The following is a 22,337-nucleotide window of genomic DNA, read 5'->3' as shown; positions in this document are numbered from 1 at the left end:
ATGGCCTATCCGTTGCACGACCCGACCGCCGCCGGTGTCCCGGCGAGCCCGGACCTGCCCGCGGTCGAGCGCCGGGTGCTGGAGCACTGGACGGCCGACAAGACCTTCGAGGCGTCGGTCGAGGCCCGCCCGGCCGGCGACGACGGCAAGAACGAGTACGTCTTCTACGACGGCCCGCCGTTCGCCAACGGCCTGCCGCACTACGGTCACCTCTTCACCGGCTACGTCAAGGACGTGGTGCCGCGCTACCAGACCATGCGCGGCCGGCACGTCGAGCGCCGCTTCGGCTGGGACTGCCACGGCCTGCCCGCCGAGGTGGTGGCGGAGAAGCAGCTCGGCATCACCAGCAAGGCGGAGATCATCGACCTGGGCGTGGCCCGGTTCAACGAGGCCTGCCGTACCTCGGTGCTGGAGTTCACCCAGGACTGGGAGCGGTACATCAACCGGCAGGCCCGCTGGGTCGACTTCGCCAACGACTACAAGACCCTCGACCTGGACTACATGGAAAGCGTCATGTGGGCCTTCAAGACCCTGCACGACAAGGGTCTGATCTACGAGGGCTTCCGGGTGCTGGCGTACTGCTGGCGGTGCGAGACGCCGCTGTCGAACACCGAGACCCGGATGGACGACGTCTACCGGGACCGGCACGACCCCACCCTGTCGGTGTGGTTCGGGCTGACCGCCGACGAGTCCGCCCCGGAGCTGGTGCGCGGGCCGGTCAAGCTGGGTGTCTGGACCACCACGCCGTGGACCCTGCCGTCGAACCTGGCGCTCGCCGTCGGGCCCGACATCGAGTACGCGGTGCTGGAGCGCGACGGCCAGCGTTACGTCGTGGGGGCGGCGCGGCTGGCCGCGTACGCCAAGGAGTTGGAGGGCTACGAGCAGGTCGGCACGGTGTACGGCCGGGACCTGGTCGGCCGCCGCTACACGCCGCTGTTCGACTTCCTCGTCGAACGGGCCGGCGACAACGCCTACCAGGTGCTGGGCGCGGAGTTCGTCACGACCGAGGACGGCACCGGGATCGTGCACCTGGCGCCGGCGTTCGGCGAGGACGACCAGAACGTCTGCAACGCCGCCGGCATCCCCACCATCGTCACGGTCGACGACCACACCCGGTTCACCGCGCTGGTCCCGCCCTACCAGGGTGAGCAGGTCTTCGACGTCAACAAGCCGGTGATCCGGGAGCTGAAGGACCGGGGGGTGGTGCTCAAGCAGGACACCTACACCCACTCGTACCCGCACTGCTGGCGCTGCGACACCCCGCTGGTCTACAAGGCGGTGTCGTCGTGGTTCGTCGCGGTCACCCAGTTCCGGGACCGGATGGTCGAGCTGAACCAGGAGATCAACTGGACGCCCGGGCACATCAAGGACGGCTCGTTCGGCAAGTGGCTGGCCAATGCCCGGGACTGGTCGATCAGCCGTAACCGGTTCTGGGGCTCGCCGATCCCGGTGTGGAAGTCCGACGACCCGAACTACCCGCGCCTGGACGTCTACGGCTCGCTGGCCGACATCGAGCGGGACTTCGGGGTGCGTCTCACCGACCTGCACCGGCCGGCGGTGGACGACCTGGTCCGCCCCAACCCGGACGACCCGACCGGTCAGTCGATGATGCGCCGGGTGCCGGAGGTGCTGGACTGCTGGTTCGAGTCCGGGTCGATGCCGTTCGCCCAGGTGCACTACCCGTTCGAGAACGCGGACTGGTTCGAGCACCACTACCCGGGTGACTTCATCGTCGAGTACATCGGGCAGACCCGCGGCTGGTTCTACACGATGCACGTGCTGGCCACCGCGCTGTTCGACCGGCCGGCGTTCCGCAACTGCCTGAGCCACGGCATCCTGCTCGGCTCGGACGGGCGCAAGATGTCCAAGAGCCTGCGCAACTACCCGGACGTCTACCACGTCTTCGACTCGTACGGCTCGGACGCGATGCGGTGGATGCTGATGTCCTCGCCGGTGCTGCGCGGCGGTGACATGGCGGTGACCGAGACGCTCATCCGCGACGCGGTCCGGCAGGTGCTGCTGCCGCTGTGGAACGTCTGGTACTTCTTCACGCTCTACGCCAACGCCGACGGGCACCAGGCCCGCCGTCGTACCGACTCGACGCACCTGCTGGACCGGTACGTGCTGGCGAAGACGAACGAGCTGGTGAGCACTGTCGGCGCGCAGATGGACGCGTACGACATCTCCGGCGCCTGCGCGACGGTCCGGTCCTACCTGGACGCGCTGACCAACTGGTACGTGCGCCGCTCCCGGGACCGCTTCTGGTCCGGTGACGTCAACGCGTTCGACACGCTCTGGACCGTGTTGGAGACGCTCTGCCGGGTGGTGGCGCCGCTCGCGCCGCTGACCGCGGAGGAGATCTGGCGCGGCCTGACCGGAGAGCGTTCGGTGCACCTGACCGACTGGCCGGAGGCGACCGAGTTCCCGGCCGACCACGACCTCGTCGCCGCGATGGATGCCACCCGGGCGGTTGCCTCGGCGGCGCTGTCGCTGCGGAAGGCAAAGGGTCTGCGGGTGCGGCTGCCGCTGGCCAAGCTGACCGTGGCCTCGCCGGCGGCGGAGCAGTTGCGCCCGTTCGCCGACCTGGTCAGCGACGAGGTCAACGTGAAGGTCGTGGAATTCAGCGCGGAGCTGTCCACGTACTGCGAGCAGGTATTGACGGTGGTACCCCGGGCGCTCGGCCCGCGGGTCGGCAAGCAGGTGCAGCAGGTGATCAAGGCGGTCAAGGCGGGCGAGTGGGAGCTGGTCGACGGCGCCCCGGTGGCCGCTGGCGTCACCCTCGCCGAGGGCGAGTACGAGCTGCGCCTGGTCGCCGCCGACGCCGAGCACTCCGCGCCGCTGCCCGGCGGCGAGGGAGTGGTGGTGCTGGACACCGACGTCACCCCGGAGCTGGCCGCCGAGGGGCTGGCCCGCGACGTGGTGCGGGTGGTCCAGCAGGCCCGACGGGACGCCGACCTGGACGTGTCGGACCGGATCGTGGTGTCGGTGTCGGCCTCCGACGAGGTGCGCGCCGCCGTGTCGGCGTACCTCGACTTCGTCTCCGGCGAGGTGCTGGCCGATTCGGTGGACTTCGCCGAGGGACTCGACGGCTTCGCCGGTGAGGTCGGCGAGGGCGAGCAGGTCACGGTCACCGTTCGCCGGTCATAGCGCGGGCGCGGACGCCTCCACACCTCCGTCTGCGGGGTGTGGAGGCGTCCGCTACGGTGACACCGCCCGCTCGCACCTCATCTGCCGGAGGACCAGTGCCCCTGCTCTACACCATCGGCAAGCTGACCGTGGCGCCCACGCTGCGGCTAGCGTTCCGCCCGACCGTGGAGGGTCTGGAACACGTGCCGGAGACCGGCGGCGCGATCTTCGCCGGCAACCACCTCTCGGTGGCCGACGAGCTGTTCCTCGGCACGGTCGTGCCCCGACACCTGGCGTTCTGGGCCAAATCGGAGTATTTCAAGGGCGCCGGGGTGAAGGGCGCGATCTCCAAGTTCGTCCTCACCGGCCTGGGCGCCATTCCCGTCGAGCGGGCCGGCGGCCGCGCCGCGCTGTCGGCGTTCGACGCGGCGATCCCGGCGCTCAGGGGCGGTGACCTGGTGGTGGTCTACCCGGAGGGCACCCGATCGCCGGACGGCAAGCTCTACCGAGGGCGGACCGGCGCGGCCCGGCTGGCGATCGCCGCCGGGGTGCCGATCATCCCGGTCGGCATGATCGGCACGGACAAGGCGCAGCCGATCGGCGCCCGAGTGCCCCGGCCCGGCACTGCCAAGATCACCGTGCGGTTCGGCAAGCCGCTGGACTTCAGCGGCCGGCCGGACGACCGCACCTCGCTGCGGCAGATGACCGACGAGATGATGAGCGAGATCCAGAAGCTCACCGGTCAGGAGTACGTCCCCCGCTACGCCCCGCCCCGCGCCCACCCGGACCCGACCCGCGACGCCTGACCGACCCGGCGACCCGAAACCGACCGGCCCTCCTGGCGTCGCTCAGCTCCGCTCGGGTTGGACGATCTGGGCGCGCAGGGTGTCCAGCAGCGTGGCGCTGTCGGTGACGGAGAGCCGGGTGAACACTCCGGTGGCGATGCTGCCGTGGTCGACCGAGGTGCAGACCACCACGTCGCTGCCATCGGCCCGGCCGACGGCGCAGCGCTCGTGCCGGCCCCGTACGCCGGTGTCCACGGTCTCCGGGGCGTTCAGCGCGTACCGGTCGGCCAACCGGCTGATCTCGGCCTCCGCGTCCGCCTCCGGGGTCAGCCGGAACCCGGTGCCGCCGAAGACGGTCACCCGCTTGCCGCTCGTCGTGGAGTAGACGCCGGCGAACGTGTCCTCGGCCAGCAGGTGCTCCTTGCGTACCTCGTTCTCCAGTTGCTTCGCGGTCTCCGCGCTGCGGTTGTCCTGGCGAAGGGTGAGGTCCTCGATCTGCTCGGGCAGTGCCGCGCGTGCCGGGTACTGGGCCGAGATCGGGAACCCGTAGTAGGCGGGGCAACCGCAGCAGCAGGCCAGGGTGAGCAGCAGCAGCCACGGCCAGCGGCGGCGTCGGCGGACCGGCACGTACCCCTTGGGGGCCTGCCAACCCGGTGGTGGCGCGGCCGGAGGCGGGTTGGGCCGGCCGGCCCGGCGCTGCTTCGGCGGCCTGGCCGGTGCGGGCGCCGGTGCGGGGGGCGACATCGGCCGACTCGGTGTCATGGGTCGGGCAGCCGGCGGCGACACCGGGGCGACCGGCGGCGGCGCCGGGTGCGATCCGGCCGGGGGAGCGGGCGGACCGGACCACTGCCGGGTCGTCGGCGGCACCGGGTAGGGCGTCGTCGGAGGCAGCGGGGGCAGCTCGGCAGAGGGCAGGTCCCAGCCGCCGGTGTCCACCCCGGCCCACGGGTCGACCGGGGTCTGGTGCTCCGGCAGCCCGACGGGCACGGGTTGCGGCGGAGTCGGCTCGGCCGACTCACCCCAGGCGGGTCGGCGCGGCAGCGGGGGCGGCACCGAGGCCGAACCGCTCCACCGGGGCGCGGGGACGTCCTCGGTGGCGGCGGCCTCGGGCTGGTCCGACGGCTCCGGTGTCTCGGCAGCCGTCGGCCGCGTCGAGGGCTCAGGCTGGTCGGCAGCCGTCGGCTGCGTCGAGGGCTCAGGCTGGTCCGACGGTACGGGTGGGGAGGTCGGCTTCTCGCCGGCCGCCGGATCGCGGTCCGGCTCGGTGCCCGGGGTGCTCCCGTCGGCCGGCCGTGCTCCCGGCTGGGGCTCGGGCATCGCGGCAATCTCCTCTCGCGCCGGTCCGAGGTTAGTACCGCGTCGCCACCGCCGGGCGGGCGCGTACCCTTGGGCATCATGAGTGCCCCGTCCACGACGCCGCGCGCGGCCACGACCAATTCGGGCGACGACTCCGGCTCGGCGCCGCTGACGCCGCCCCGCGACCAGGATCCGTCGGTCTGGTCCCAGCTCGAGCCGCTGCTGCCCCAGGTCTCCAAGCCCATCCAGTACGTCGGTGGCGAGCTGGGTGCGGTCACCAAGGACTGGGATGCGGCAGCCGTGCGCTGGGCGTTGATGTACCCGGACGCGTACGAGGTGGGCCTGCCCAACCAGGGCGTGCAGATCCTCTACGAGGTGCTCAACGAGCTGCCCGACACCCTCGCCGAGCGGACGTACGCGGTCTGGCCGGACCTGGAGACCCTGATGCGCACGCACGGCGTGCCGCAGTTCACCGTCGACGCGCACCGGTCGGTACGCACCTTCGACGTGTTCGGCCTCTCCTTCTCCACCGAGCTGGGCTACACCAACATGCTCACCGCGATCGACCTGGCCGGCATTCCGCTGCTGGCCGCCGACCGTACCGACGCCGACCCGGTGATCGTGGCCGGTGGGCACGCCGCGTTCAACCCGGAGCCGATCGCCGACTTCATCGACGCCGCGGTGCTCGGCGACGGCGAGGAAGCGGTCCTGGAGATCACCGCGATCGTCCGGGAGTGGAAGGCCGAGGGCTCCCCGGGGGGCCGCGACGAGCTGTTGCTGCGGCTCGCCCGCACCGAGAGCGTCTACGTGCCGCGCTTCTACGACGTCGACTACCTCCCGGACGGGCGGATCCAGCGGGTCGTGCCGAACCGGGCGGACGTGCCGTTCCGGGTGCACAAGCGCACGACGATGGACCTGGACGCCTGGCCGTACCCGAAGAAGCCCCTCGTGCCGCTGGCCGAGACGGTGCACGAGCGGTACGCGGTGGAGATCTTCCGGGGCTGCACCCGGGGGTGCCGGTTCTGTCAGGCTGGCATGATCACCCGGCCGGTGCGGGAGCGGTCGATCACCACGGTCGCGCAGATGGTCCGCGAGGGCCTGGAGTTCTCCGGCTTCTCCGAGGTCGGTCTGCTGTCGCTCTCCTCGGCGGACCACTCCGAGATCGGCGACATGTGCTCGGGCCTCGCCCAGCAGTACGAGGGCACGAACGTCTCGCTGTCGCTGCCGTCGACCCGGGTGGACGCCTTCAACATCGACCTCGCGCAGGAGCTGTCCCGCAACGGGCGGCGTACCGGCCTGACCTTCGCCCCGGAGGGCGGGTCCGAGCGGATCCGCAAGGTCATCAACAAGATGGTGTCGAAGGAAGACCTGATCCGTACGGTCGTCACCGCGTACACCAACGGCTGGCGGCAGGTGAAGCTCTACTTCATGTGCGGCCTGCCCACCGAGACCGACGAGGACGTCCTCGAGATCGCGGAGATGGCGCACGAGGTGATCAGGGCCGGCCGGGCGGCCACCGGCTCCAAGGACATCCGCTGCACGGTCTCCATCGGCGGGTTCGTGCCGAAGCCGCACACGCCGTTCCAGTGGGCCGCCATGGACCGCCCGGAGGTCATCGACCACCGGCTCAAGATCCTCAAGCAGGCCATCAACTCGGACCGCTCGCTGGGTCGGGCCATCGGCTACCGCTACCACGACGGCGAGCCGTCGCTGATCGAAGGGCTGCTCTCCCGGGGTGACCGGCGGGTCGGTTCGGTGATCCGCAAGGTGTGGGAGAACGGCGGCCGGTTCGACGGGTGGAGCGAGCACTTCTCCTACCAGCGCTGGGTGGACGCGGCGGCCGAGACGCTGCCCGCGTTCGGGGTGGACCTCGACTGGTACACCACCCGGCAGCGCGAGGAGCTGGAGGTCCTGCCCTGGGACCACCTCGACTCGGGCCTCGACAAGGACTGGCTCTGGCAGGACTGGCAGGACTCGTTCAGCGAGTTCGAGCAGGACGACTGCCGGTGGACGCCCTGCTTCGACTGCGGCGTCTGCCCGTCGATGGACACCGAGATCCAGATCGGCCCCACCGGCAAGAAGTTGCTGCCGCTCACCCCGCTGGGCGGCAACGGCATGAAGGTGCCGGCCGGCGACAACTCCGCCTGATCTCGCCTTCGAGGCAGCGCCGGGTGGCGGTTGACCACTCCTCTCCACTTCCGATGTCATCCAACGGGCCCGCGTCTCGCGCGGGCCCGTTGGCGTTGGTCGGGGTCGCGTCGCATCGACGTGTGTCGGTGGGTGTCGGCGGCGAACGGGGGCTGCCCGGACTTGGTCGGACTTCGATACGCTGCGTCTGACATGGACCGACCCGGCGGGGTCGGGAACGGGGGAGGAATCGCATGGGGAGCATCCCGCCGCCGAACACCGGCGATCTGCACGTCAGCGTCGAGGACCTGGACGCCGCGGCGGCGTACGTCGAACGCCTGAAGCAGTACGTCGAGGACACCCTCAGCTACGAGATGGAGCGCATCAAGGAACGGATGAAGGGCGACAGCAACAACGCCCAGACTGTTCCGAACGGCACCCCGTTCGGCGCGTACGAGGACGCCCGCATGCAGTGGGCGGCCCTGACCACGTCCACGGGCAACATGGAGGCGCACCTCACGACGCTCACCCAGCGGCTCGCCGCCCTGAAGCAGGGCACCGAGGATATCGCCAAGGCGTTCCGCGACGCCGAGGCACGCAACGCCGCCAACGGCAAGGACATCGAGCGACTGCTGGAGTCCGCCGCTCCGCCGCCCGCTGCCGGTGGCGCGCCCACCTACCCGTACACGGCCTGAGGGGGACGTCATGGCTGGAGGAACCTGGGAGCGGTGTGTGCGCGAGGTGACGCTCTCCGCGGACCCGGAAACCGTCGGTTCGGTCGGCGCGGGGTGGAGCAACCTCTCCAGTGGCCTGCAACACCTGCGGGACGCGCTGGTCGGCCGGTCGTTCGTCGGCCCGATCGCGACGGGTCAGGAACGCCCGCACGTCGGCGGCCTGCCCGGGATGCTCGCCGGTTGGAAGGGCAGCGGTGGTGACGCGTACCGCGAGCACCTGGGCACGATCGGCAAGCAGATCGAGGATCTGATCACCGACGCGACGAACGTCAGTGGCGCGTTGGCCCGGATCGAGGGCGACATCCGCAAGTCGGTCTCCACGATCCCGATCCCGTTGATGGACGACTTCGGCTTCAACGAGTGGAGCCTGCCCAACGGCACCGAGCTCGACGACGCCCGCGACGGCGAGAGCTCGTCGGGCTTCCTCGCCGCGCTGCGCCAGGACTACCAGAACAACCCCGCGTCGTACGCCGACGGCGCGTTCCGCGACAAGGCCGACGACCTGGAAGCGACGATGAAGGTCGACGGCCAGGCCGGCGACCAGAAGCGGGGCGGCTGGTGGGACACCAAGTCCCACCTGGACAACTGGTACCGGGACAACCAGCAGGCGGCCCACGCGGCCATGTCGCCGCTGCCCGCGGCCGTGTATGCGGAGCGTCCGAAGCTCACCGTTGTCGCACCCGACAGGGACATGAGGGGCGACGACCTCCGTCGCGACACCCGGATTCCGCCGACCGGGCGGCCCGACATCGGTGGTGGCGAGTTCGGCGGTAAGCCCGACATCGGTGGTGGCGGCCCCACCATCGGCAGCCGACCACCGGGCATCGGCGACGTGGGCGGTCCGACGTCCACCGTCGACCCGTTCTCCCCGACCAGGCCCGGCGGGATCGGCGACGGCTCCCCTCCCGGCACCGGTCAGCTCACGCCCCCGCCGACCGGCTACCCCGGCGCCGACGACGGCTACAGCAGCGGTCTGGCCGGCGCCAGCCCGAGCGGTATCGGTGGCCTGGGTGGTGGCCTCGGTGGCACCGGGGTCGGTGGCGCCGGTCTCGGTGGCGCCGGCGGCGGTTTCGGGGGCGGGCCCGGCGTGGGCTCGGCCGGCGGAATCGGCGCGGGCGGCGGCCTGGGCGCGGGCGGGATCGGCGTCGGCGGCATCCCCGGCATGGTGGGCGGCGGCAACGGAAAGCTGCCGCCGATGACCAGCGCGGCGAACGCGCTCCGCACCGCTGCCGGCGCGAGCGGCGCCGGGATGCCGGGCGGCGCGCGCGGCGGTGCCGGGGTCGGTGGCGCCGGGATGATGGGCGGCGGCATGATCGGCGGCGCGGGCGGGGCCGGACACGGTGGCGGCACCGGCTCCGAGCACTCGTCGTGGTTGACTGAGGACGACGATCCGTGGGGCCCTGGTGACGGGGCGTCCCCGGGTGTCCTTCGGTGAGGACGAACGGATGACTGTGAACGTCGGAGGCCTCCGGCCGGTGATTGCCAGCCTGCTGGCGGGGTTCCTGGTGGTGGGGGCCGCCCAACCGGCGGCCGCCGCGCCGCGGCGGGCCGAGCAGTGGTATCTGGACGAGCTCCGCATCGACCAGGCGCACGAGATCTCGACCGGGCGGGGCGTGGTCGTGGCCGTGCTCGACACCGGCGTCGAGTCCACCCACCCGGATCTGCGCGGTCAGGTGCTGGCCGGTGGTCGCAGCTACGGCGGCTCCGGCGACGGCCGGACCGACGAGGAGGGGCACGGCACGCACATGGCCGGCATCATCGCGGCGAAGAGCGGTGGCCGAGACGGGGTGGACGGCATCGCCCCCGGTGCGAAGATCCTCCCCATCAAACTGCGGAGGGCCGGCGAGACCAACACCGCCGCGGCGGTGACCCTCGGCATCCGGATGGCCGTCGACGGCGGCGCCAAGGTGATCAACATGTCCTTCGGTGGCCCCGGTTCGGCCAGCCCAGACGAGGTGAGCGCGATCAAGTACGCGCTGGACCACGACGTCGTCGTGGTCGCCTCCGCCGGCAACACGGCCAAGGGCGATACCACCGTCATCAGCCCGGCCAACACCCCCGGTGTGATCGCGGTGACCGGTACGACCCGGGGCGGCACGTTCTGGTCCGGCTCCGTCAGAGGGCCGGAGGCGGTGGTCGCCGCTCCCGGCGACGGCATCTACAACACCGCCAACGAGGGCGGTTACGGCTGGGGCGACGGGACGTCCGACTCGGCCGCCGTCGTCTCCGGTCTGGCCGCGCTGATCCGGGCGAAGTTTCCGGACCTGAACGCTCCGAGCGTGATCAACCGGATCATCCGGACGGCGCGGGACGCCGGCCCGGCCGGCCGGGACCCGCAGTACGGCTTCGGGGTGATCGACCCGGTCAAGGCGCTGACCGCGAACGTGCCGCCGGTCACCGCCAACCCACTTCTGGGCCCGGCCGCCGCGACCGAACCGGGTCCGGCCCGCACCGGGGGCACGGACGAGGAGTTCGACGTCACCCAGCACGGCGACCGCGGTGGCCCCACCGACCAGCAGGTCATGGTGGTAGGCATCGGCATCGCCGCGGTGCTGGTGTTGTTGCTGGGGCTGGCGGTGTTCCTGATCTGGAACCGCCGTCGCTACCGCCGGGAGGCCGCACGGGCTGCCGACATCCCGGACCACCTGCTCGACCAGGCGGCTCCCGGCGCGTACCCGTCGCCGGAGGCGGGTTACGCCCCGCCGCCCGGGTACGCACCTCCGCCCTCCGGGTACGCCCCTCCGCCGGGGTACGCCCCGCCCTCGAACTACGGCCCGCCAAGCGGTCCACCGCCCCCGCCGCCCCAGCGGTAGACAACGTCGATCGTGATGGCCGGCTGGTGACCTCCGGATCACCGGCCGGCCATTGGCGTTCGTGGCGGCGGTAACGTCCCTGCCGACCGGTTTGTCGCCGTCTGTCGACACCAACCGACCGACCCGGTCGCGTACCGTCACGACGCCTGCGCCAGGATGGGTGGACACGCAGGTACCCCCGAGGAGCCCACGATCGCCAAGAAGCCTCAACCCGAGGGCGGCCAGGCACCGGTCGTCCAGCGCGTCCGCATCCGCTACGCCAAGCGCGGGCCGCTGCGGTTCACGTCGCACCGGGACTTCGCCCGGGCGTTCGAGCGCGCGCTCCGCCGGGCCGCTGTGCCGGTCGCCTTCTCCCAGGGTTTCCACCCGCACCCGAAGATCTCCTACGCCAGCGCCGCGCCCACCGGGGTGGCGAGCGAGGCGGAGTACCTGGAGATCGCCCTCCAGGCCGCGGTCGACCCACAGGAACTGCGCGTGGCGTTGGACGCCGCGCTCTCGCCGGGACTGGACGTCCTGGATGCGGTGATCGCCGAGGGCGGCAACCTGCCGGAGCGGATCGAGGCGTCGCGCTGGCACATCGAGATGCCCGAGGTGGACCCGACGGTGCTGCGTGCCGCGGTCGATGCCTTCGTCGCCGCCGACGAGGTGCTGGTAGAGCGGATGACCAAGCAGGGACGGCGGACGTTCGACGCCCGCGCCGCCGTGATATCGATCGATGCCTCGGCACCGACGCCGACGCCTTCCGGGGCGCCGGCCGTCCCGTGTGCGATACTCGAACTGGTCGTGCGGCAGGTCACCCCGTCCGTACGGCCCGATGACGTCCTTTCCGGCCTCCGCGTGGTGGCCGACCTGGAGCCGCCGGTTTCGCCGAGGGTGACCCGGCTGGCTCAGGGCACGTTGACCGCGCAGGGTGCGATCGTGGATCCGTTGGATGCGGACCGCGACGGGGCAGCCATCGTTGGGCACTGACCGACGGTCGGTGCTCTGGCAGGCAGACTTCGGCGGTCGCGCACCACGCGCGCCCGGCGGAAACACTTTTGCGGCGACCCTGCGTGGCAGCGCTCACCCGCGCCCGGGGTAGCCAGAACTGGAGAACGTCCATGCTCGAGAACGAGCCCGAGGGCGGCGAACGGACCGGTTCACAGCCGGCCGGTGAGACCGCCGATCACAGCACCACGGCCGCCGGATCGGCTCCGGTCGGACCGGAAGACGCGACCGGTGGGGAGACCGCCGAGCCCACCGCGCCCGTGCGGCGTACCCGGGCGACCCGCCGCCGGGCCGCCCCACTGAACCAGCCGGAACAGACCGAGGCGCCGGTCGAGGCACCCACCGGTGGCGCCGGCAGCGTCGAGTCCCCGCAGGCGGAGGTCTTCGCCCCGGTCTCCGGTGACCTGGACGTCGCCCCGAAGACCCCCCGGCGCCGCCGAAAGGCCACTCCCGTCGAGACCACCGCCGAAGAGCCGCTCGTCGCCGCCTCGGCGGAGGCCGCGTCGGCCGAGGTGGTTCCGCCGGTCAAGGTGACCCGGACCCGCCGCAAGAAGGCCACCCCGGCCGCTGTCGAGGAGCCGCCCGCCACCGAGGAGCCGCCCGCGATCGAGGAGCCGGTCGCGATCGAGGAGCCGGTCGCCGACGAGGAGGCGGCCGAGTCCGACCTGCGCGAGGCCGAGGCCGAGCTGGCCGACACGGAGACCCTTCCGAGTGCGACGGCCGCCGAGCTGGCCTGGACCAGCGGCGCGCAGGACCGCTCGGGCGAGGTCCCTCCAGGTGTCGCGGTTCCCGGTGTGACCGACGAGCCGAACGATCCCGCCGAGGTCGCGCCGGAGCAGCCGCGTACGCGTCGTCGGAGGGCAGCGCTCTCCGCGCCCACAGTGCTGTTCATGGCGCCCCAGCCGGACGCCGTGCCGGTGACCCGGCCGGTGGAGGCCGCCCCGGTTGCCGAGGAGCCGGCCGTCGAGGAGGCTGCCGAGCCGTCCCGCCGCCGTCGGCGTGGACGCCGCGACGCCGAACCGGTGGAGCCGGTCGAGGCCGTCGAGGCCGAGGAGGAGCCCGTCGAGGAGGTCGAGGAGGCCACCGAGGCGGACGAGGACGACGAGGACAGCGCCGCCGCGCGCCGTCGCCGCCGGCGTGGTCGCCGCGGCCGGGGTCGGGGCAAGGGTGGGGCCGACGACGCCGAGGACGAGGAGTCCGAGGAGGCGGCGCAGGCCGACGAGGAGGAGACCGCCGAGGCCGAGGGAGACGAGGACGAGGAGGCCGAGGGCGGCGATGGTCTGACCCGTCGCCGCCGGCGTCGTCGTCGTCGGGGTGCGGGCGACACCGAGGGTGCCGCGGACGACGGTGTCCCGACCGTGGTGAAGATCCGTGAGCCGCGCCGAACGGTCGACGAGGTGCAGGGCGTCTCCGGCTCGACCCGCCTGGAGGCCAAGCGTCAGCGCCGCCGGGACGGCCGGGAGCAGCGGCGTACCCGGCCGCCGATCCTGAGCGAGTCGGAGTTCCTGGCCCGCCGGGAGGCCGTCGACCGGGTGATGGCGGTCCGCCAGCGCGGTGACCGCACCCAGATCGCGGTCCTGGAGGACGGCGTCCTGGTCGAGCACTACGTCACCCGCAACTCCTCCGGCACGATGGCCGGCAACGTGTACCTGGGCAAGGTGCAGAACGTGCTGCCGAGCATGGAGGCCGCGTTCGTAGACGTCGGCCGAGGCCGCAACGCGGTGCTGTACGCCGGCGAGGTCAACTGGGACACGTCCGGTCTGGAGGGGCGCGCCCGCTCGATCGAGCAGGCGCTGCGCTCCGGCGACTCGGTGCTGGTCCAGGTCACCAAGGACCCGATCGGGCACAAGGGTGCCCGGCTGACCAGCCACATCGCGCTCTCCGGGCGGCATCTGGTCTACGTGCCCAACGGCAACGCGTCGGGGATCAGCCGCAAGCTGCCGGACAACGAGCGCAAGCGGCTGCGGGACGTGCTCAAGAAGCTGGTCCCGGACGGCGCGGGCGTGATCGTTCGTACGGCCGCCGAGGGCGCCACCGAGGACGAGTTGGCCCGTGACGTCAAGCGTCTGCAGGCGCAGTGGGAGGACATCCAGGCCAAGGCCGCCGAGGGTGGCGCTCCGGTGCTGCTCTACGGGGAGCCCGACCTGGTCATCCGGGTGGTCCGCGACCTGTTCAACGAGGACTTCCGCGAGCTGGTGATCGAGGGCGAACAGTCGTACGAGATGGTCGAGTCGTACCTGTCGCACGTCTCCCCGGACCTGGTGGACCGGGTGCGTCGGCACGTCGGCACGAGCGACGTCTTCGCCGAGTACCGGATCGACGAGCAGATCATCAAGGGCCTGGACCGCAAGGTCTTCCTGCCCTCCGGTGGCTCGCTGGTGATCGACCGCACCGAGGCGATGACTGTCGTCGACGTCAACACCGGTAAGTACACCGGTTCCGGGGGCAACCTGGAGGAGACCGTCACCCGTAACAACCTGGAGGCGGCGGAGGAGATTGTCCGCCAGCTCCGGCTCCGCGACATCGGCGGCATCGTGGTGATCGACTTTATCGACATGGTGTTGGAGTCGAACCGGGAGTTGGTGCTGCGCCGACTCACCGAGTGCCTCGGCCGGGACCGCACCAAGCACCAGGTCACCGAGATCACCTCGCTCGGTCTGGTGCAGATGACCCGGAAGCGGATCGGCGCGGGCCTGCTGGAGGCGTTCAGCGAGACCTGCGAGTGCTGCAAGGGCCGAGGCGTCATCATCCACACCGAGCCGGTGCCGGAGAAGCCGCGCGCCGCCGGTGCGGGGGAGAAGGTCAAGGCGGTCGCCTCGTCGGCGCCCGCCGCTCCGGCCGCCGAGCAGGCCCCGACCTCGTCCCGCCGTCGGGCGCGCAAGAACGCCCCGGCCGAGAGGACGGTCGTCGAGGTCGTCGAGACCGACACCAGCGCCGAAGCGGACGCCGACTACCAGGACACCATGGGCTACGACCTGTCCCGGTACGAGTCGGACACCGCTGCCGCTCCGGCGGTCTCCGACAGCCAGCAGGGTGAGTCGGCTCGGCTGGCCGCGGCGGACGACCCGGACGCGCTCGTCGACGGTGACGGCGACGAGGACGCCACCGAGGGTGGCGGCGGTCGGCGTCGTTCGCGCCGGGGTGGCACCCGTCGCCGGACGCGCCCCTGACCGCCTGACCGGCCAAGTGTTTGACGAGGTCCCTTCCCCGGCAAAGTGACGGGGGAGGGACCTCGCCGTTCCGGCCAACCCGGCCCAGGATCGGTCACCCCGGGTCAGGAGTAGAAGATGCGTCGTCTGCTCGCCGTCACCGCGTTGGTCACCGTGCTGGCCGGCTGTTCCGCCGACCGGCCCGAGGGTGTTCGGCCGACTCCGACCGGCGCGAGCACCTCGTCCTCCGGGCCGAGCGGTATGCCGGCCGGTGGCGGTGCGGCGGGCGACGCCACCGGAGTCTGCGCCGCCGCCCAGCAGGCCAGCACCACCGCCGTCCGGACGTACGTGGCCGAGTTGGGTCGGATGGTCGCGGCGGTGGGCGCCGGCGACAGCAGCGCGGCCGAGGTCGCCCGCGGGCGGGCCGAGGCGGCTCTGGACGGCTGGCGGACCGAGCTGCGGGAGCACTCGGACCGGGCCACCGATCCGCAGCTCAAGACTATGCTCACTGACCTCGGCGTCGAGGTGGCCGCGCTCCGCGCCGACGTCGAGTCGATCGACGAGACCGAGCTGGACCGGCTCCAGCAGCGCCTCGATCAGCTTTGCGCACGCTGACCAGGGCGGGCCGGTTTGGGGTCCGGGCCGGCAATGGCGTACTCTTGCCTGCGGCGCACTTTTGGTGTGCCGAGTTCCCGTGTGCCCGCGCCGCCGTGCACTGCTACCCGGCGAGCCGCCGCGGGGACGACCGCCAGCAGCCTCAACGACAGGGAGTCCGCCTCCGATGTACGCGATCGTCAAGACCGGCGGCAAGCAGTACAAGGTCGCCGAGGGCGACGTGATCGAGGTCGAGAAGCTCACCGGTGCTCCCGGTGACGCGGTGAAGCTCACCGCGGTGCTCCTCGTCGACGGTGACGACCTGGTGACCGACGCGGCAAAGCTTGCCGAGGTCGCGGTGTCCGGCGAAATCGCCGCGCACACCAAGGGCCCGAAGATCCGGATCCACAAGTTCAAGAACAAGACTGGCTACCACAAGCGCCAGGGTCACCGTCAGCCGTTGACCCAGGTCAAGGTGACCGGCATCTCCAGCGGGAAGTAGGTCGTCCTCCAATGGCTCACAAAAAGGGTGCGTCCAGCTCGCGTAACGGTCGTGACTCCGCGGCCCAGCGACTCGGCGTGAAGCGCTTCGGTGGTCAGGTCGTCAGCGCCGGTGAGATCATCATCCGGCAGCGTGGCACCAAGTTCCACCCCGGTGACCTGGTCGGCCGTGGCGGCGACGACACGCTGTTCGCGCTGTCCGCCGGTGCGGTCCTGTTCGGCACCAAGCGCGGTCGCAAGACCGTCAGCATCGTTCCGCAGCAGTAGTTCTCTTCGCTCAAGCGGGCCGCGGACCTACGGGTCCCGGCCCGCTTAGCCTTTTTCGAAGTGCGGGGATGGACCTCGCTGGAAGGATTGACACCGTGGCAACGTTCGTTGACCGGGTCGTTCTGCACCTGCAGGCCGGCGATGGTGGGCACGGGTGTGTCTCGATCCACCGCGAGAAGTTCAAGCCCTTCGGTGGGCCGGACGGCGGCAACGGCGGGCACGGCGGCAGCGTCTCGCTGGTGGTCGACCCGCAGGTGACCACGCTGCTCGACTTCCACTTCCACCCGCACGTCAAGGCCGACAACGGCAAGGGTGGCGCCGGCTCGAACCGGGACGGCGGCAACGGCCACAACCTGGTGCTGAAGGTGCCGAACGGCACCGTCGTGCAGACCACCGACGGCACCGTGCTCGCCGACATGGTCGGTGCCGGCACCACCTTCGAGGTGGCGCGTGGTGGGCGCGGCGGGCGGGGCAACGCCTCGCTGGCCAACGCCAAGCGCAAGGCTCCGGGCTTCGCCGAGCTGGGCGAGCCCGGCGACCAGTTGGACATCGTGCTGGAGCTCAAGAGCGTCGCCGACGTCGGTCTGGTGGGCTTCCCGTCGGCCGGCAAGTCATCGCTGATCTCGGTGATCTCCGCGGCCAAGCCGAAGATCGCCGACTACCCGTTCACCACCCTCGTGCCCAACCTCGGCGTGGTCCGGCTGGACAACCACACCTTCACCGTCGCCGACGTGCCGGGTCTGATCCCCGGCGCGGCGACCGGCAAGGGTTTGGGTCTGGAGTTCCTCCGGCACATCGAGCGTTGCGCGGTGCTGGTGCACGTCATCGACTCGGCGACCCTGGAACCCGGACGTGACCCGGTCGCCGACATCGACGCCATCGAGGCCGAGCTGAGCCAGTACGGCGGGCTGACCGAGCGCCCGCGACTGGTGGCGGTGAACAAGGTCGACGTGCCGGACGGCCGGGACCTCGCCGAGATCGTGCGCCCGGACCTGGAGGAGCGCGGTTACCGGGTGTTCGAGGTCTCCGCCGCCACCCGGGAAGGGCTCAAGGAGCTGACCTACGCGATGGCCGAGCTGGTCGAGGCTGAGCGCAAGGCCGCGCCGCCCGCCGAGCCGACCAGGATCGTGATCCGTCCGCTCGCCGTGGACGACGCCGGGTTCACCATCACCGCCGAGGCGGACGGCTCGTTCACCGTGCACGGTGTCCGGCCGGAACGCTGGGTCAAGCAGACCAACTTCGACAACGACGAGGCGGTCGGCTACCTGGCCGACCGGCTGGCCCGGCTCGGGGTGGAGGACAAGCTGGCCAAGGCCGGCGCGCAGCCCGGTGACCTGGTCCGGATCGGCGAGCGCGAGTTCGACTGGCAGCCGACGCTCTTCGCCGGCGTGGAGTTCGTACCCGGTAACCGGGGCACCGACGTCCGCCTGGAGGAGAAGTCGAACCGGGCCTCCGCGGCGGACCGGCTCGCCGCCCGCAAGGCCCGCCGGGTGCGGTCGGCCGACGAGGTCGGTGCGGACGCCTCCGACGACCTCGAGGACATCGACGACGAGGACGACGCCGAGTAGTCCGTTGCGCTCCGTGATTGGGTTGAATTCCGGAAACCTCCGCGAAATCCACCCGTCCTAGCGTGGGGTGATGCTGATCGAGTCCCGTCCTGCCACCGATCCGGAGATCGCCGCCCTCGTCGTCGCGCAGCAGCGTGAGCTGCGCGAAGCCGACGGCGGGCTGGACGGGCAGGTCTTCGTACCGCACGACGACGTCCGATACCTGGCGGTGGTGGTCAACGGTCGGGCGGTCGCCTGCGGAGGGCTCCAGGCGCTCGACGCGGAGACCGGCGAGGTCAAGCGGATGTACGTCCGGCCCGCGTACCGGGGGCGGGGCATCGCCCGCCAGTTGCTGGCCGCGCTCGAGGAGTGCGCGTTCCGGCAGGGGCATTCGGTGGTCTGCCTGGAGACCGGCACCTACCTGCCGGCCGCGATCGGGTTGTACACCTCGTGTGGCTACGACCCGATCCCGGTGTACGGAGAGTACGTGGGCAACCCGTACAGCGTCTGTTTCGCCAAGCGGCTGCCGGTCGCGGCCTGACGAGGGTCTCCTTCGCCGGTCGGTTACCCCGCCGAAGTCGGCCGGGAAACCCGTAGCGCCAGGTCAGTGGTGGTCGGCGGGGCTGTCCAGGCGTCCGCCGGTGCCAGCCTGGTTCGACAGCAGCAGCCCGAGCGCGAGCATTCCGAAGCCGAGCGCGAGGTGCAACCAGTTGTCGGCGTCGTTGACCGGCAGGATGTTCGCCCCGCCCTCCGGGTTGATCGCCTCGATCACCAGCCCGTAGAGCCAGAGCGCCAGGTAGATCGCACCGCCGGCGGCCAGGAACACGCGGGCGCCGGCGACGCTGCGGGCCATGGCCAGACCCGCCAGCCCGAAGATCAGGTGCACCGCGTTGTGCAGGATCGACACCTGGAACAGCCCGAGCAGCCGCGCGTCCGAGTGGTGTCCGCCGAATCTCAGCTCGCCGTAGTCGGTGGTGATGCCGGGGATGAAGCCGAGGACGCCGATCAGCAGGAAGACGCCGGCGACGGCCAGCGCGGCCAGCTGGACCCGGGGTCGGGGAGTGGCCGGTCGGCCACCTCGCGCGCCTCGTGCCATCGCTGCCCCCTCCGTGGATCTGCCAGCCCTCGCGAACCTCGCTGTCCGCAGCGGCGTGGTGACGCAGCCCGACGATCCTCCATTTTGAAGTCGATCCGGCCAGCCGCGCAGAGGAATGCATGAAGAGGTATGGGAGCCAGAACGCAGGGTAGGTGAATGGTCAGCGGTCGTGGCGACGCGACCGCACCCCCCCAGCACAACCGCGACGACATTCCGAGCGGAAGGGACACCATGTCTTACGATCTTTCACCTACGTCTTCCACGTACGGGCAGGAGTCGGCCAACGGCGGTGGCGTCCGCGACCAGGCCCGCCAGGTTGGTTCGGAGGCCGCACACGCTGGCGGCGCGGTCGCCCAGACCGCCAAGGAGCAGGGCAGTGAGGTCGGCCGTGAGGCGGCCCGACAGGCCCGCAACCTGTACGGCGAGGCCCGCACCCAGCTCGCCAGCCAGACCGGTGAGCAGCAGCGCAAGGCGGCCGGCGGGCTGCGTTCGCTGGCCGACGAGATGCGCTCGATGGCCGAGCAGGGCGGCCAGGCCGGCCCGGTGACCGAGCTGGCCCGCCAGGCCGCCGACCGGGTGCACGGTGTGGCCGGCTGGCTCGAGGAGCGCGAGCCCGGTGACCTGATCACCGAGGTCCGCGACTACGCGCGGCGCAACCCGGGCACCTTCCTGGTCGGCGCGGCGGTTCTCGGCGTGCTCGCCGGCCGGCTGACCCGCAGCATCTCCGCCGCCGGTGACGACTCCGGCAACGGTTCCTCGACCTACCGGGGTGCCGGGGCGTACGACCCGGAGCAGACCGCGGTGATCCCGACGCCGCCGCCGGCGCCCCGCACGACGCCGGACGCCGTTCCGCCGGGCGGCTACCTCGACCCGACCCCCGGCACGCACACCCCGCCGACGGCCGGTGGCTACGCCGACCCCACGCCCGGTGGTTACGCCGAGCCGACGCCGGGCGGCTACGCCGAGCCCACCCGGGGCGACTACCCGCAGCACTCCGGCACCGGTCAGCCGTTGCCGCCGGTGACCCAGACCGATCCGCTGCCGGGCGTGCCGTCCAGCGGCAGCGCTCGCCCGTGAGTCGCCGAGTCATCCGAAGGGAGGCGACGGCATGACCATGCCGACGCAGGGGCCCGGACTGGGTGCCGGCCACCACCCCGACGCGGGTGCCCCGCACACCGCCGCCGAGGTGAAGAGCAGTTCGTTGGGCGACCTGATGCGTCAGGTGACCACGGACCTGTCGACGCTGATGCGTCAGGAGGTCGAGCTGGCCAAGGCCGAGATCCGCCAGGAGGGCAAGAAGGCCGGCAAGGCGGCCGGGCTCTTCGGCGGGGCCGGCTTCGGCGGCTACATGGTGGCGCTCTTCGTGTCCATCGCCGTGTGGCAGTTCCTGGACAACGTCATGGACTCCGGCCTGGCCGCGCTGATCGTGGCCGTGATCTGGGCCGGGGTCGCCGCGGTCCTCTACTCCATGGCCAAGAAGAACGCCCAGCACGTACGCGGGCTCAAGCAGACCAACGACAGCGTGCAGCGGATCCCCGACGCGCTCAAGCCACACCCGGAGGGAGTCACCCGATGAGCACCGATCCCGACCAGATCCGCCGGGAGATCGAAGCCACCCGTAACAGCCTCAGCTCCGATGTGGACGCGTTGGCGTACAAGGTCAGCCCGAGCCGCATCGTCGACGACCGCAAGCAGCGGGCCCGTTCCGCTCTGCAGAATGTGAGGGACAAGGTCATGGGAACCGCGTCTGACCTCGGCCACGGCACCGGCCACGCCGCCCACTCGGTCGGTGACCGCGCCTCGTCGGCGGCCGCCGGCGTCGGTGACGCCGCGCAGTCGGCGGCTGCCACGGTCAGCGACGCCGCCCACAGCGCGCCGCGGGTGATCCGGCAGAAGTCCCAGGGCAACCCTCTCGCCGCCGGTCTGATCGCGTTCGGCGTCGGCTGGCTGGCCTCGTCGCTGATCCCGGCCTCCCGCCGTGAGCAGCAGGCCGCGACCCAGCTCAAGGAGCGGGTCAGCGAGCACAGCGGCGCGGTGACGGAGAAGCTGAGCACGGTGGCGAACGAGCTCAAGGAAGAGCTGCGCGAGCCGGCCCAGCAGGCCGCCGAGTCGGTGAAGTCCACCGCCCAGGACGCCGTGCACGCGGTCAAGGACGACACGAGGTCCGCCGCACACGACGTCCGGGACCAGGCCCAGCAGTCCCGGCACCAGGTCAGCCCCTGAACCAGCCGAGCACCGTTGCGACAGCTCGCGGCCACCCCGGTGACCGCGAGCTGTCGTGCCGTCAGGGGCTTCGACGAACGCTCCGGTGGGGCCGCAGTGCACGGGTCGGGTGGGCGGCCCGGCGGATCCGGCTGTCGCCGTACCGGACGCCGCCGAGCAGGAACCGCTGGGCGACCGCGAGCCAACCGCAGACCCCGCGCTCCAGCAGCCAGACCGGCGCCGCCAGCGCCGTCGTCGGAGGGAAGACCACGGCACCGCCCGCTCGGCGCCGGCCCACCTCGGCGAGGGTGACGATGCCGGCTGCCGCGCCGAGCACCAGTGCGGGCCGTCGGGCCGCGACCGCCGCCGCCAGTACCGGCAGGACCGCGAGCGCGGTCAGCAGGCGCGCCGGCTGGGCCAGGTCGTCGTACGCCTGACGGATCCGTTGGCTTCGGAAGTGCGCGGCGTCCGGAGGCAGCCGGCGTACGTAGAGCCAGGCCGGTGCGGCCTCGGAGCGGTCGTACGCGCGCATGGTGCGGATCAGTTCCAGGTTCTCGAAGAGGACGTCCGGGTCGTACCCGCCGACGGCGAGGAAGGCACTGCGACGCACGGCGAGAGTCCCCGGGTAGTCCGCGCCGAGCGCCCGGTTGAGCAGCGTCCGGCCGGTGTCCCACCAGGCGTGCCAGGGCAGCGGGTCGAAGTAGTTCTGCGGTCGGACCAGATCGACCCGGCCGAGCAGTCGGTGCACGGCGGTCAGCCCCGCCTCGTCGTACCGTACGTCGTCGTCGGCGATGACCACGTGTTCGTGCTCTGCCGCGTGCACGCCGGTGCGTACGCCGACCACCTTCCCGTTGCGGCCGGGACCGGTGGCGTCGGCTGGGAGGTGCCGGACCAGCCCCGCCCAGGCGTCGGCGTGCCGGGCGAAGAGGTCCGGTGCCGAACCGTCGACCACGAGCACGTCGACGCGCTCGGCCAGCCAGCGCAGGTAGTCGGTCAACTCGACCAGGCCGTTGTCGCTGTGCCAGCGCAGCGGCAGCACGTACGTCATCGGCAGGTGCACCGGTGGACCGGCCGCCCGTCGTACCCCTGCACGCCATGGTCGTCCGCGCACGA

19 protein-coding genes are annotated in these 22,337 nt (G+C 71.7%); 16 read left to right on the top strand and 3 right to left on the bottom strand.

Annotated features, from left to right (window positions below; genetic code table 11):
* The gene (ileS, locus tag O7614_RS27070) at positions 1-3,147 is read left to right on the top strand and encodes an isoleucine--tRNA ligase (protein WP_278141245.1); all 3,147 of its coding nucleotides are present in this window, start codon (positions 1-3) and stop codon (positions 3,145-3,147) included.
* Positions 3,148-3,242: 95 nt separating this feature from the next.
* Positions 3,243-3,932, top strand: a complete 690-nt coding sequence (locus O7614_RS27065) for a lysophospholipid acyltransferase family protein (protein WP_278141244.1) — start codon at positions 3,243-3,245, stop codon at positions 3,930-3,932.
* 42 nt (positions 3,933-3,974) lie between these two features.
* Here O7614_RS27065 and O7614_RS27060 read toward each other — a convergent pair whose 3' ends face one another.
* A complete protein-coding gene (locus tag O7614_RS27060; protein ID WP_278141243.1) occupies positions 3,975-5,228 on the bottom strand; it encodes a hypothetical protein in 1,254 nt (417 codons plus the stop codon).
* Between the two features lie 78 nt (positions 5,229-5,306).
* On the opposite strand from O7614_RS27060, the gene O7614_RS27055 reads away from it, so the two are divergent.
* The 11 genes from O7614_RS27055 to O7614_RS27005 all read left to right on the top strand — a co-directional run bounded on the left by O7614_RS27055 (position 5,307) and on the right by O7614_RS27005 (position 18,467).
* A complete protein-coding gene (locus O7614_RS27055) occupies positions 5,307-7,355 on the top strand; it encodes a TIGR03960 family B12-binding radical SAM protein (protein WP_278141242.1) in 2,049 nt (682 codons plus the stop codon).
* A gap of 233 nt (positions 7,356-7,588) precedes the next feature.
* Positions 7,589-8,029, top strand: a complete 441-nt coding sequence (locus tag O7614_RS27050) for a hypothetical protein (RefSeq protein WP_278141241.1) — start codon at positions 7,589-7,591, stop codon at positions 8,027-8,029.
* A gap of 10 nt (positions 8,030-8,039) precedes the next feature.
* Positions 8,040-9,503 (top strand): hypothetical protein, encoded by a 1,464-nt coding sequence (locus tag O7614_RS27045; protein WP_278141240.1) that lies wholly within the window; start codon positions 8,040-8,042, stop codon positions 9,501-9,503.
* Positions 9,504-9,513: 10 nt separating this feature from the next.
* Positions 9,514-10,881, top strand: a complete 1,368-nt coding sequence (mycP, locus tag O7614_RS27040; protein WP_278141239.1) for a type VII secretion-associated serine protease mycosin — start codon at positions 9,514-9,516, stop codon at positions 10,879-10,881.
* Between the two features lie 156 nt (positions 10,882-11,037).
* Complete coding sequence (locus O7614_RS27035; RefSeq protein WP_278141238.1) at positions 11,038-11,850, top strand: TIGR03936 family radical SAM-associated protein; 813 nt, start codon at positions 11,038-11,040, stop codon at positions 11,848-11,850.
* Positions 11,851-11,981: 131 nt separating this feature from the next.
* Positions 11,982-15,038: an Rne/Rng family ribonuclease gene (locus tag O7614_RS27030; protein ID WP_278141237.1), complete on the top strand. Its 3,057-nt coding sequence runs from the start codon at positions 11,982-11,984 to the stop codon at positions 15,036-15,038.
* 117 nt (positions 15,039-15,155) lie between these two features.
* The gene (locus O7614_RS27025; RefSeq protein ID WP_278141236.1) at positions 15,156-15,632 is read left to right on the top strand and encodes a hypothetical protein; all 477 of its coding nucleotides are present in this window, start codon (positions 15,156-15,158) and stop codon (positions 15,630-15,632) included.
* A 166-nt stretch (positions 15,633-15,798) separates the two neighbouring features.
* A complete protein-coding gene (gene rplU / locus O7614_RS27020) occupies positions 15,799-16,113 on the top strand; it encodes a 50S ribosomal protein L21 (RefSeq protein WP_007464063.1) in 315 nt (104 codons plus the stop codon).
* A gap of 11 nt (positions 16,114-16,124) precedes the next feature.
* Positions 16,125-16,379 (top strand): 50S ribosomal protein L27, encoded by a 255-nt coding sequence (gene rpmA / locus O7614_RS27015; RefSeq protein ID WP_007464062.1) that lies wholly within the window; start codon positions 16,125-16,127, stop codon positions 16,377-16,379.
* A 95-nt stretch (positions 16,380-16,474) separates the two neighbouring features.
* A complete protein-coding gene (obgE, locus tag O7614_RS27010) occupies positions 16,475-17,947 on the top strand; it encodes a GTPase ObgE (protein ID WP_278141235.1) in 1,473 nt (490 codons plus the stop codon).
* Positions 17,948-18,017: 70 nt separating this feature from the next.
* Entirely contained in the window at positions 18,018-18,467 is a 450-nt protein-coding gene (locus tag O7614_RS27005; protein WP_278141234.1) for a GNAT family N-acetyltransferase, read from the top strand.
* Positions 18,468-18,530: 63 nt separating this feature from the next.
* Here O7614_RS27005 and O7614_RS27000 read toward each other — a convergent pair whose 3' ends face one another.
* Positions 18,531-19,022: a DUF4383 domain-containing protein gene (locus O7614_RS27000; RefSeq protein WP_278141233.1), complete on the bottom strand. Its 492-nt coding sequence runs from the start codon at positions 19,020-19,022 to the stop codon at positions 18,531-18,533.
* A gap of 231 nt (positions 19,023-19,253) precedes the next feature.
* Here O7614_RS27000 and O7614_RS26995 point away from each other — a divergent pair, with 231 nt between their 5' ends.
* The 3 genes from O7614_RS26995 to O7614_RS26985 are packed head-to-tail and all read left to right on the top strand — an operon-like array spanning position 19,254 to position 21,245.
* On the top strand, positions 19,254-20,099 hold the full coding sequence (locus tag O7614_RS26995; RefSeq protein WP_278141232.1) for a hypothetical protein: 846 nt from the start codon (positions 19,254-19,256) through the stop codon (positions 20,097-20,099).
* Between the two features lie 31 nt (positions 20,100-20,130).
* Positions 20,131-20,598 carry a phage holin family protein gene (locus tag O7614_RS26990; protein WP_278141231.1) on the top strand — a complete coding sequence of 156 codons (468 nt, stop codon included), beginning with the start codon at positions 20,131-20,133 and terminating at the stop codon, positions 20,596-20,598.
* Positions 20,595-21,245, top strand: a complete 651-nt coding sequence (locus O7614_RS26985) for a DUF3618 domain-containing protein (RefSeq protein WP_278141230.1) — start codon at positions 20,595-20,597, stop codon at positions 21,243-21,245. Before O7614_RS26990 ends, O7614_RS26985 begins: the two co-directional genes overlap by 4 nt.
* 61 nt (positions 21,246-21,306) lie before the next feature.
* On the opposite strand, the gene O7614_RS26980 is transcribed toward O7614_RS26985, so the two are convergent.
* Positions 21,307-22,272, bottom strand: a complete 966-nt coding sequence (locus tag O7614_RS26980) for a glycosyltransferase family 2 protein (protein WP_278141229.1) — start codon at positions 22,270-22,272, stop codon at positions 21,307-21,309.
* Positions 22,273-22,337: the final 65 nt, after the last annotated feature.

This window comes from Micromonospora sp. WMMD961, assembly GCF_029626145.1.
Taxonomy (GTDB): domain Bacteria; phylum Actinomycetota; class Actinomycetes; order Mycobacteriales; family Micromonosporaceae; genus Micromonospora.
Note: the sequence above shows the minus strand (reverse complement) of the source record. Positions and strands in the feature narration are given on the sequence as shown.